Source organism: Flavobacterium sp. SOK18b, assembly GCF_014156605.1.
Lineage (GTDB): Bacteria > Bacteroidota > Bacteroidia > Flavobacteriales > Flavobacteriaceae > Flavobacterium > Flavobacterium tiangeerense.
In genome coordinates, this window is the sequence record NZ_QKNZ01000054.1 from 1 (window position 1) to 11,675 (window position 11,675).

The following is an 11,675-nucleotide window of genomic DNA, read 5'->3' on the forward strand; positions in this document are numbered from 1 at the left end:
ATCCAATATTATATTTTTTAGCATCCTCAAAATCAAAACTAAATCTTTTATGAAAATATTTAAGAATAGTAGTAGGATGCGCATGATTTGTAAAGGAATCCCAAGTAAAAAATATTAGTTCACAATTGGGTTGCTGATGCTTAAATTTTTCGAGAAATATTTCCGTAATTACCTCCCCTCTGTTTACAAATAATAAATCAAAAGTTACTTTCTCTGTCGACTTTAAAATATTTTCATAATATTCATCAATTTTTTTTTGATAAAGACTTCTTTTTAATCTAATAATTCCTTTGGTAAAATTATTATTAGAAGGCCTCTCATCATAATAAGTTACAATCGCACCATTTTCCTCCATTTTTTGCTTAATCTCTTTTTCAAGATTAAAAGTTTGAACAGAGAAAAACAATATTTGTTTACCTGAAATTTTATCTTTTAAATTCATTATTTATACAATCCTTTTGCTTTCATTTCATCAATCGACTTTTGATAGTTATCCTTTTCGACCTCTTGTGTATTTACCCAGTTTGTAAACTCTTTTAATCCTTCCTCAAAAGAGTATTTAGTTTCAAATCCTAACTTAGATTTAATTTTAGTTAAATCAGCATAATTATGTCGAATATCACCTAAACGATAATTTCCACTTACTGTTACAGGAACATCAACCCCATAGTTTTTTATTAAATTAGTAGCAACACTAATTACATCAGTAGCAACACCTGTTCCTACATTAAAAATTTCATTGTTAGCTTCTTCTTTTTCGATTCCTAAAATAGTGGCATCAACTACATCCTCTATATAAACAAAGTCACGCGTTTCTTTTCCATCTTCAAAAATATTAATGCCGTTTTCATTTTTTATTTGAGTAGAAAAGATTGATAATATACCAGTATAAGGATTTTTTAAGGATTGTCCCGGACCGTAAACATTTTGATACCTAAAAGCAACAGGAGCAATACCTATTGTAGGACAAACAGTCATTATCATTTGTTCCTGATTCTGTTTAGTAATACCATATACTGATGATGGATGAATTTTAGAATCTTCGTCAGTACCTACTAATTTTAAATGTTCTGAACCTTCAAATTTGACTTCAAAATCTCCTGCATCCATATAATCAGACGTACGGTGCTTAGGGTAAACACTTTCGCCTCTTTCATTGATATATTTCCCTTCTCCGTATATAGAACGGGAAGACGCAACTACTACTTTTTTTACTTGATGTGCTGTATTAGCTAATAAATCAAGCATAATTGCTGTACCATTGACATTAACATCTACATATTTTTGTATTTCATACATAGATTGTCCAGTACCTGTCTCGGCAGCATAGTGTACTATTACATCTTGCCCTTTAATTGCTGCAATCCAGTCTTGTTTTGAGGTTACAGTTCCATTAATAAAGGTTACTTTATTTTTAATACTCTTATATAATGGTGAACTATGTTCAGGATTATCACCATGAATTTGAGGCGAAAGATTATCTAAAACCGTTATTTTATGTCCTTTGCTTATTAATTTAACGGCAAGATTACTTCCTATAAACCCTGCTCCTCCTGTTATTAATATATTTTTCATATTCACGATATTTATATTTTTTCCCATTTTTGGGATTCAAAATTATACTTTTTGATAGGTTTTGCTGGAACTCCAACTGCAATTACATAATCGGGTAAACTTTTAGAAACTACTGAATTTGCTCCGACAATAGTTCCTTTACCTATTGTAACTCCTGGCAAAACAGAAACAAATTCACCCAGCCATACATTGTCTTTGATAACAACTGGCTTAGAAAATAATGCTCTTTCTGCTGGTATTGAATCTGGATTACTATCATTTGTGTTTCCCGAATAACTGCCGTGTGAACAATCAGAAATATAAATTTTACTTGCCATTAGCACGTTGTTCCCTATAACAACACTTTCAATTGCTGTAATATGTACAGAATCATTTATTTGCACATTCTTCCCAAAAAAAAGAACTTTATTTTTATTTTCAGGATATGCCTCAAGCCTACAATAATGACCTGCGGTAAAATTTTTTTCAACACTAATAAATTTCCCACCACGGATATCAATTGGAAACCTTATAATTCTTGCCTTTCTAAAAATAAATTTAGTTCTTATAACATTAATTAACATCCTGGAGATCTGAACAAATGTGTATCTACCTAATAATTCTTTAATATTCATGTTCTTATTCTTAAAATTACCTGAACTAAACAATAAATCCTAAATTTAATCTGTCTTGAAAAAGAATTAGAACTTACTATCCCTCCTGTAGACACATTATTACCGTGGCGTCTATATTTTATTAAAGCTTTATTTATTATGGCAGTTTTAAAATAAAATTCAGCTATTAAAGAAATCCAAAGGTCATGAGGACACAACGCTGATTGTTGAGGAAAAGGCAACAACTTAATTAAAATTTCTTTTTTAAAAGCCAAACACGCACCTAAATATTGCGATCTATACAAATTCTTTAAAAAACCTTTAGCCCCCCCTCGTATAGAAAAAAAAGTGTATTTTAAATTCTTTAGATCTTCGTCAACAAATTTCGCATCGCACGCTACTAAATCATAATCTATTAACAAATTCATTGTTTCTGAAACCCTATTATCCATCCAAACATCATCCTGATCGGAAAGAAAAATAAAATCTCCATTTGCATTATTAATTGCATTTTCAAAGTTATTGGTATAACCTCTTTCTAACTTATTGAAAATAACCTTTATTCTCTTCTCATTAAATTCATTTATAATTTTAATTGTATTATCCACTGATCTATCATCTGAAATTATAATTTCGTCATCAAAATCAAGTTGGGGTAAAATTGATTCAATTTGTTCTTTAATAAATTTTTCTCCATTATAAGTTGCGATGCAAACTGATATCATATATTTATTTTTGAAAAAACTCTTCAATCGCTTTTGATATATATACAATTTGAGCTTCACTTAACTCTGGATACATTGGCAATGAAAGAATTTGATTTTGATAAGAATTTGCGATAGGAAAATCATCTGGACAATATTTTAAATATCTATAGGCTTCCATATTATGCAAAGCAACAGGGTAATGAACTGCTGTTTCAATATTTTTTGATTTTAAGAAAGCTACCAATTCTTCTCTTACTTTTGTTCTAATTACATACAAATGAAATGAATGCTTGGATTCAGTTCTTACTACTGGTAAAATAATATCTTGTATTTTCCCCAAATATTTATTGTATAAGTCCGCATTAGTTATTCTCTTGTCTGTCCATGATAATATATGAGGAAGTTTTGCAGTTAATATTGCAGCTTGTATACCATCCATTCTACTATTAATACCTTCAATAATATGATTGTGCTTTTTTAATGCTCCATGTCTTGCAAACATCCTACATTTCAAAGCAAGCTCATCATCATTTGTTATTATGCAACCTGCGTCTCCATATGCTCCTAAATTTTTACCTGGATAAAACGAAAACGACCCAGCTACACCAATTGTACCTGCTCTATTACCTTTATATTCAGAAAAATGAGATTGCGCGCAATCTTCAATTACTGGAATGCCATATTTATTTGCTATGCTCATTATTTTGTCCATGTCACACATTTGACCTTGCAAATGAACTGGAATAATTGCTTTTGTTTTAGAAGTAATAGCCGCTTCCAATAAATTTTCATCTATGGTATACAATATTGGATCAATATCTACAAATACTGGTTTTGCTCCTGTTTGTGTAATTGTTTCAGATGAAGATATCCAACTATTTGCGACAGTTATTACCTCATCATTATTTCCAATACCAATCATTTTCATTAAAATATATAACGAATCCGTTCCGTTTGCGACTGCTACACAATGTTTCACACCATACAAGGTAGCAAATTTATTTTCAAATTCTTCGACATACTTACCGCCAATAAATGCTGTTTCATTTATAACATTTTCAATGGCGCTATCAATATTTTCCTTTATAGAAATATATTGACTTTTTAAATCAACAAATGGTACTTTCATTAGTTATTATTTTTTTAAAAGTTTAGCCGGATTACCAATATAAACTCCTGGCATAATTATATTTTTTGTTACTACAGCTCCAGCTCCTATTACAACATCATCACAAATTTCTACTGGCAAAATAGTTGCATTACTACCGATTGAAACATTCTTACCAACTTTAGTTTTTCTCCAAAGACTTTTATCTCCCATTGCTGGCCCACCATTTGTAAATAAGTCATTAATAAAAGCAACTCCATGCCCTACAAAACAATCATCCCCAAGTTCAACAAGTTCACAGATAAAAGTATGAGACTGAATTTTGCAGTTATCCCCTATTTTAACATCTTTTTGTATTTCTACAAATGGCCCAACAAATGTATTATTACCGATGGTACATCCATATAAATTAACTGGGTTAACAATTTTAACACCAATCCCAAATACCACATCAGATTTTATTTGAGAATTAAAAATTAATGGTTCATTCATGAATTCAATTTTTGAGCTGATTTATAAATTTTTTCAATAATTTCAACAGTTTTTAATCCTTCAAAAGCATTGGTAGTTATTACACCGTCATTAGTTAAAACATCAACAAGATTTTCATATATCTTATCATGATTAGACATAGATCCTTGGTAAGCTCCATAATTATTAGCTGTATTTCCTTCTGGTAAATTTTCTATTTTAAATCCTTCAATATTTTGATATTCTAGTTCGTTAAGATATTGTCCTCCAATTTTAACCGTTCCTTTTTCTCCAAAAATAGTTAAAGAGCCTTCCATATTTTTTCCATAACTATTGACGGTATAGTTAATAGTTCCTAAAGCTCCATTAATAAACTCTAATGCTACTACACCTGTGTCTTCAAAATCAATAATATTTTTATGTGCAAAATTCCCTGTGAGAGCATAAGCATTACGCACATCACCAATCATCCAATACAATAAATCTACAAAATGACTAAATTGAGTAAACAATGTACCTCCATCCATATCTTGGGTGCCTTTCCACGAGTCCTTATAATAATCTTCATTTCTATTCCAGAAACAACTTAACTGAACACTATAAATCTTACCAAGCTTACCCTCATCAATAATTTGTTTAACAGCAGCAACTGGAGGATTAAATCGATTTTGTTTAATGGCAAAAAGCCTTTTGTTTGCTTTCTCTGCTTCTTGAATCATGTCGCCACAGTCACTAACATTTATAGCCATTGGTTTTTCACAAATTACATGATAACCCGATTTCAAAGACATTATACTGTGGATAGCATGTAATCCGTTTGGAGAACAAACAGCAACAACATCAATATTAAGATCGTCAGAATTTAACATCTCTTCGATAGAATAAAAGGCTTTTGCTTCATACTTTTCGGCTAACAAATCAGCCTTTTCACTAGCAATATCACATACGGCCACTAAATTTCCATTATTATTAATATGCTCAGCATGACGTTGAGCAATTCTTCCACATCCGATAATTGCAAAATTAATTTTTCCCATTTTAATTATTATTTTTTATTATTTTTCAGACATTCTCTATAAGAATCAACATATTTTCTAGCTATTATTTTTGAATCAAACATGGAATTACCAATATCACTTATTTCCTTTCTGTTTTTGGTTAATAACAGTTTTATTTCATCAAATAGACCCTCATAAGAATTTGAAAGCTCATCTACCACCAAGCCAATTCCATACTTTGAGACTAAGTTAGCTGCTGCTCCGACGTTTTTATTAATTATTACAGGTAAACCGCTTACCCAATATTCTACAACTTTTGTCCCTAAACGTGTATCAGCATCTAACTGTAAAGGAAGTGCATGAAAACCAATATCAGATGCAGATAACCATTTATAGAGTTCTTTTGGTTTAGATTCCGTAATAAAAAAATGATCTTGTGGGATCTTCGCCGTAATTAAGAGTTCTTCTATAGAATGTTTACTATCACTAGATAAAAATAAAAATCTAAAATTATCGCTTAAATTTGAAAACAAAGTCAAAATATTAGACAAAGCTTCTCTATTCAAACCACTAACTCCCAAACTACCAGAATAAACTAAAATTATATTTTCTTCCCAACCTAATTTAATTCTAATATTGATCCTTTCCTCTACATCAAAATAAATTTCATCTGTATTCACAATAATTGGATTAAGATGAGTCACAGATGAAGGTTTAATGGTATTTATATAATAAACCATTGCTTCTGAAACTGCACTGTTTACACTAGCTGTATTAATACAATAAGCTTCTTGTTTGAGCCAAAATTTATATTCTCTTGAATTAAACTCTAATTTTCCAGCAGCTACATTTTCTGCTGGATAAAGGCTTCTTAAATCAAATAAAATAGGAGTATTATGAACTTTAGATGCTATTATAGTCGGCCAGTAACTTCGGCAATGAATTATATCTCCTTTAACTCTAACAAATAATCTGCAAAATAATTCCAGCCATTTTAAAATTAAACTTGACTGCAAAACACTACTTAAAGCATATCGTAAAGGAGGCAATACTGGATAATATTTAATTTTAATCCTAGTAGAAAGAGTTGACCGATACTCTTTTAATATTTTTTGATGTTTATTATATTTTAATGGACTATTAAGAATTAAAATCTCAAAAGTTACCTCAGAATCAACTGCTAATATTGCGTTTAATTTATTGATGACCTGATTTCTGAATAAGCCAGAACCTATATCTTCAATTGTAAAATATGTTATATGCATTACTTAAAAAAATTAATTATATATTTTCTTGTTTTTTTATTCTCTCCAGATTTAATATAATCCAAATCGTCGGCATCATAACCAATATGATTCTAAATTTAATATCCATTATAAAAATTAGAGCAGTAAGGAATGTAACCCCAGTAATTGATCTATAAATTAATCTAAAATAATAAATATAAAGTAATACAAAAAGAATAAAACCGATGTTCAATATAACAAATGACGGTCCTGAATCCACTACAGTAGGAATGACGTTTGGTAGTAAATAACTCGAAATATCATGAAATGGCTTTGTTGCCTCTTCATACAATGTCAATGGACTTAACTGATACATCCCGTCTGGCTTCTCAGATCCATAATCTTCTAAAGAAAGTTTACTATTACCAGGATCATCCAACTGAAGAGTATCACGTAATAGTAAAAAAGTATTGTAAAACAAAAGTATTCTATCATAGAATAACATCATCAAAACAAATCCACTAATAAATAAAGATGCAATTTTAGCTAAAGTAACCTTCCTAAAAAAAATTATTGAAAAAAAAACTAAATACAGAACAATCCCAAACCTTCCTGTAACTAAAGTTGCACTAAAACCTAAAAAAAGCTGGAAATAACCGTAAACATTAAATTTATAATCATTACATCTATATTCTCCATATAAATATAAAACTGTAAAAAATGAAATAAAATCATACCCAGAAAAAAGACCAGAAATCCTAAATTCAGAAACAAAAGGTTTTGCCAAAATAATATTAAAAAAAACATTTAATGGTGGATAAACCGCACAAAGAAGAATAATAACACAATGTATGACGAAAACCCTTTGTAAAATTCTTCTAAGAAATTCATACGATGTATTTAATAAAAATTTTTCAAATACTACTAGTATTAATAAAAATCTAGGGATGTAAATTATAAAACGTAACAAATATTCATTCCCTGAATACAAATAAAATGGAAAAAGAATTAATGGAAAAACGATTGCTGGAAACAAATCAATTTTTCTAAATTTTAATTCTCTAAATTGAGTAAACAATAAAATTAAGATTATCACATTACTTAATAATTCAGACCCCATTGTCAAGAGAAAGACTACTGTAAAGTAAAGTAAAAATTTATTGCTAGGTTTTCTTAATTTCAACACTAATTATATCTGTAGGATTATGAATTAACGTCTGATTTAGATTTAACTAATATAAATTTTAACGCTTTTTTAATTTTTGGTAAAAATTTGCTTTTAAGAATTTTTCCGTAATACGAGGGATAATCATAATAAGTTTTTGCAGGACGATTCATTATTTCTTCAAATTCTTCAGGAGTGATTTTGAATTTTTTAATCAAATATTCTCTATCGTCTAGTTGCTCCTGAATTGGGTAAGGAGGTTGTTCTAATTCTTTTAATGCCTCATCACGAGTAAGAACTCCAGCACAAATAAGACTCGACAAATGCATCTTTCTTTTATCATAACCAAATTTCTGTGGTAGAATATATCCCTGAAAAAATTTTGTATAAATCGACTCGTAATGCTTGCCTCCGTAATCTTTCCAGTCTAATTTTTCCGTAATTATTCTTTTAGCGTCATTTTTATCATAATCAATATAATTCAATATATTAATCCATTTTTTTGAAAAAACATCTTCAAAAATAGTTAATCTATTTCCGTGAGGAAAAGTCTTTATTTTTTTTGTACCGAACATTCTTTGAACACCTTTAATATATCCGAAATCGGAATGTCCTTGTGACCAACTTAAAGCATGATGGCTCTCTGTTTTTACATTAATTCCATTAATAACATGCTTTATTTTGTATTTTTTGGCTACCTGCCTTAATACAGAAAATATAGCGTGATCAGAAGGCACTTCTGAATCTGGAGTAGAAGACTTCAAAAAAGATAATTGTATGTCTTTGAACTCTTCCCAATCTATCACATGAGTGTACAAATCGATATCCAATTTCTTTACAATATTCTCCATGTTGATAACTGACAATTCAGAATTCCAGCCATTGTCTAAATGAACCGCTAATGGCCTTAATCCAAATTTTTCTTTAACCAAATAAGCAACATATGTACTATCAACGCCTCCACTCAGTCCAATAATGCAATCATAATCATTAGATTGACCATCTCTTTTTATTTGCTCAATTAATTTACTCAAAATTTCTTGAGCTTCCTTTCCTTTAGGAAGTTGATCCATTTGTTTATCATAATGTGTACAATGGTTACAAACCCCAACCTCGTTAAAAGTAATATCAGGATCAGTTGTATCCATCACACATTTAGTACATATTCTATATTTGTCAGTCATGATTTTATTCTTATAAAATTTATCAAATTACCAAATTTCTTTTCTATTTGGATACGTAATTAAAACTGCTTTATGTTTCCCATGAAAGACAAACATACTACCTGCTGCAACAGCAGAAGCACCGCTTTTAATTGCTTCAGAGAAGTCTGAGACTTTACCAGCACCACCAGCTGCAACAACTGGAATAGAGACAAGTTTACTTACTTGTTCGATCAGTGTACAATCATACCCTAACATAGTGCCATCCCTGTCAATAGAGTTAATTAATATTTCGCCAGCACCTAATTTTTCCATTTGCAAAATGGCATCATTAAGACCAACTTTCAACTTCTTTGAGCCTCCATTTGTCCATATCTCGTACTTGCCAAAAAAATTCTTTTTAACATCAATAGAAATCACTATTGTTGAACTACCAAATAAAAGTACTGCTTCTTTTACAAAGTTTGGGTTCTCAAAAGCATAACTATTGATACAAATTTTTTCAACGCCTAGTCTCAATATTCTTCTTATAGAATCAATATCATTTATTCCACCACCATAACAAAGTGGCATAAAACACTCTGAAGCTATATTCGATATTAAATCATAATCGATATTTTTTTTTCCTCTAGAAACCAAAATATCTAGAAATATTAATTCATCAACTTCCTTGTCATTAAAAATGCGAATGGCATTAATAGGATCACCTATGTATTTAGCATCCTTAAACTTAGTAGTTTTAACAAGACCATCTTTTTGCAAGAGTAAAATAGGGATTACGCGAGGTTTTAACATATTATATTTTAGCAAAGTTAGACAACATTTTCAATCCAAATTTATGGCTCTTCTCAGGATGAAACTGGACACCATATACATTATTTTTTTGAAATCCACTTGTAAATGGAATCCCATAAACCGTTTTTGCAATCTCAAATTCCGGATTATTTAACTCTACATAATAAGAATGAACATGATAGAACCTTATATCTTCCAATTTATCAAAATCTTCAAACAATGGCGAACTACATTTTGGTAACACCTCATTCCAACCCATATGTGGAACTTTCATGCTTTGCTCTTCAAACTTGAAACGCTTAACATTGGCATCAATCCAATTCAAACCATTGCAACTTCCTTCCTCACTGCTTTTTGCCATCAACTGCATTCCTAGGCAAATTCCTAAAACGGGAATTTGCTCTACAATTACTTTTTGATTTAAAATTGGTAACCAACCATTTTCAGTAAGCACTCTCATCCCTTCTTCAAAATGACCAACACCTGGTAATATTAATTTTTGTACATCTTGACATTCCTCTGGGCTACTAATAATTTGAGATTGAATATTTAGCTTTTTAAGCATATTTTGAATCGAACCCAGATTCCCCATCCCGTAATTTACAATTGAAATCATAATTTATTTATATTATCTTTCGAACTAAATTTCAAATGAAACAATTCAAATTATTTATTTAATTCAATCTTTTTGTATGATTGTTCCCAGTTTTGCTTCCAATAATATTCAATAGAATCGTTATCGAACGTTTGTTTATCAAATATACTTTCAATATTGTCCAATGAAAATAATTTAAAAAATTTGATGTTTTTATCAATATAAGTTTTTGTATAACTAGAATTAAATAAATAAACTGTTTTTCGAAAAGCTAAAGCTTCAAAGATAACCGTACTTAATTCTCCAACAATAATTTCCGATTCTATTAATGAATCGTACAAATCCTTTTTATCGATTTTAATTCCTAACTTAATATTTTCCGAATATCTAGAATTAATATTTTCTGATTCTAATGGATGAGGCCTATATACTATTTCATATCCCTCAAATTTGTATTTCAGAAGAGATTTCAGTAGAAGATTAGTTTCAATAATTGTTACTCCTGAACCGATAACCAATATTTGCTTTTTAACTTTGAAATTTGTCTTTTCTTTAATAGTCTTTTCTAGATGAGGATTTCCAAATAGAATAGTCTCATTAAATACATTTATGTTATTTTTCCAAAATTCACCATAACATAAAAAATAATCAGGATAATATGATTTAAGACTGGCGTTTTTAAGAATTTCGGTTCCAAAATTATATGCAGGATGCAATTTATTAACAAAACCATGTTGTGGCTCAAATACTTTAATTTTCAAATCTTTTGCCGCCTTGATAATAATTGATTTATCTAAACCATAATAACCATCTTCAATATATATATTCTTAACCCTTTTTAATTTAAAAAAAAACATGTATAAACAATATGTAGGCTTAATCAGAATTATTCTTCTTATTAACGCCGACTTTAATTTATCAGAGTCAATACTTAAATTTTTAGAGGACAAAATTTCATTAATTTCTAAAATTATTTCATCAACAATTTGAGCAGATTGTTTTGTTTTTGATTTTTCTATAATCTTTAAAATTTTACCATAAATTTCAATAAATATACTAAAAGATAATTTCGAGTAATAATTCGAATGTCTTCTTGATTTAAAATGCTTAAAACCAGTAGGCTCTTCAATAAAAAAAGTGTTTTTCAGGTCTTTTTCATAAAAATAATCACAAATTCTATTATAATATTTCCCAGTTGAATCTAATATATTTGAGGTATTCGTATTAAAGATAACTGTTGTCTTTTTTGGTGCAAAAATTGGAGAATTAACCATAGAAA

13 protein-coding genes are annotated in these 11,675 nt (G+C 29.4%); all 13 read right to left on the reverse strand.

The window, feature by feature from the left end:
* A partial coding sequence (locus tag DNC80_RS09300; RefSeq protein ID WP_220485223.1) for a hypothetical protein occupies nt 1-442 on the reverse strand: 442 nt, incomplete at its 3' end.
* Nucleotides 442-1,575, reverse strand: coding sequence for an NAD-dependent epimerase/dehydratase family protein (locus DNC80_RS09305; protein WP_182650969.1), 1,134 nt, complete (start codon nt 1,573-1,575; stop codon nt 442-444). The genes DNC80_RS09305 and DNC80_RS09300, both read right to left, overlap by 1 nt.
* Nucleotides 1,576-1,586: 11 nt before the next feature.
* A complete protein-coding gene (locus DNC80_RS16090) occupies nt 1,587-2,189 on the reverse strand; it encodes an acetyltransferase (protein WP_305038447.1) in 603 nt (200 codons plus the stop codon).
* Nucleotides 2,186-2,893 (reverse strand): glycosyltransferase family 2 protein, encoded by a 708-nt coding sequence (locus tag DNC80_RS09315; RefSeq protein ID WP_182650970.1) that lies wholly within the window; start codon nt 2,891-2,893, stop codon nt 2,186-2,188. Before DNC80_RS09315 ends, DNC80_RS16090 begins: the two co-directional genes overlap by 4 nt.
* 4 nt (nt 2,894-2,897) lie before the next feature.
* Entirely contained in the window at nt 2,898-4,004 is a 1,107-nt protein-coding gene (locus DNC80_RS09320) for a DegT/DnrJ/EryC1/StrS aminotransferase family protein (RefSeq protein ID WP_182650971.1), read from the reverse strand.
* A gap of 6 nt (nt 4,005-4,010) precedes the next feature.
* Complete coding sequence (locus DNC80_RS09325) at nt 4,011-4,475, reverse strand: acyltransferase (RefSeq protein WP_182650972.1); 465 nt, start codon at nt 4,473-4,475, stop codon at nt 4,011-4,013.
* A complete protein-coding gene (locus tag DNC80_RS09330; RefSeq protein WP_182650973.1) occupies nt 4,472-5,491 on the reverse strand; it encodes a Gfo/Idh/MocA family protein in 1,020 nt (339 codons plus the stop codon). Before DNC80_RS09330 ends, DNC80_RS09325 begins: the two co-directional genes overlap by 4 nt.
* 8 nt (nt 5,492-5,499) lie before the next feature.
* Nucleotides 5,500-6,717 carry a glycosyltransferase gene (locus tag DNC80_RS09335; RefSeq protein ID WP_182650974.1) on the reverse strand — a complete coding sequence of 406 codons (1,218 nt, stop codon included), beginning with the start codon at nt 6,715-6,717 and terminating at the stop codon, nt 5,500-5,502.
* 16 nt (nt 6,718-6,733) lie between these two features.
* Complete coding sequence (locus tag DNC80_RS09340; RefSeq protein WP_182650975.1) at nt 6,734-7,861, reverse strand: hypothetical protein; 1,128 nt, start codon at nt 7,859-7,861, stop codon at nt 6,734-6,736.
* A 20-nt stretch (nt 7,862-7,881) separates the two neighbouring features.
* Nucleotides 7,882-9,027, reverse strand: a complete 1,146-nt coding sequence (locus DNC80_RS09345) for an N-acetyl sugar amidotransferase (protein WP_182650976.1) — start codon at nt 9,025-9,027, stop codon at nt 7,882-7,884.
* A gap of 27 nt (nt 9,028-9,054) precedes the next feature.
* On the reverse strand, nt 9,055-9,801 hold the full coding sequence (locus tag DNC80_RS09350; RefSeq protein WP_182650977.1) for an AglZ/HisF2 family acetamidino modification protein: 747 nt from the start codon (nt 9,799-9,801) through the stop codon (nt 9,055-9,057).
* 1 nt (nt 9,802) lies between these two features.
* Entirely contained in the window at nt 9,803-10,417 is a 615-nt protein-coding gene (hisH, locus tag DNC80_RS09355; protein WP_182650978.1) for an imidazole glycerol phosphate synthase subunit HisH, read from the reverse strand.
* A gap of 50 nt (nt 10,418-10,467) precedes the next feature.
* On the reverse strand, nt 10,468-11,675 hold a 1,208-nt coding region (locus tag DNC80_RS09360; RefSeq protein ID WP_220485224.1), incomplete at its 5' end, for a hypothetical protein.

Excerpts from the sequence above, each read along its gene's own strand:
- DNC80_RS09305 (WP_182650969.1), bottom strand. The coding sequence starts at position 1,575 with ATGAAAAATATATTAATAACAGGAGGAGCAGGGTTTATAGGAAGTAAT.
- DNC80_RS16090 (WP_305038447.1), bottom strand. The coding sequence starts at position 2,189 with ATGAATATTAAAGAATTATTAGGTAGATACACATTTGTTCAGATCTCC.
- DNC80_RS09315 (WP_182650970.1), bottom strand. The coding sequence starts at position 2,893 with ATGATATCAGTTTGCATCGCAACTTATAATGGAGAAAAATTTATTAAA.
- DNC80_RS09320 (WP_182650971.1), bottom strand. The coding sequence starts at position 4,004 with ATGAAAGTACCATTTGTTGATTTAAAAAGTCAATATATTTCTATAAAG.
- DNC80_RS09325 (WP_182650972.1), bottom strand. The coding sequence starts at position 4,475 with ATGAATGAACCATTAATTTTTAATTCTCAAATAAAATCTGATGTGGTA.
- DNC80_RS09330 (WP_182650973.1), bottom strand. The coding sequence starts at position 5,491 with ATGGGAAAAATTAATTTTGCAATTATCGGATGTGGAAGAATTGCTCAA.
- DNC80_RS09335 (WP_182650974.1), bottom strand. The coding sequence starts at position 6,717 with ATGCATATAACATATTTTACAATTGAAGATATAGGTTCTGGCTTATTC.
- DNC80_RS09345 (WP_182650976.1), bottom strand. The coding sequence starts at position 9,027 with ATGACTGACAAATATAGAATATGTACTAAATGTGTGATGGATACAACT.
- DNC80_RS09350 (WP_182650977.1), bottom strand. The coding sequence starts at position 9,801 with ATGTTAAAACCTCGCGTAATCCCTATTTTACTCTTGCAAAAAGATGGT.
- hisH (WP_182650978.1), bottom strand. The coding sequence starts at position 10,417 with ATGATTTCAATTGTAAATTACGGGATGGGGAATCTGGGTTCGATTCAA.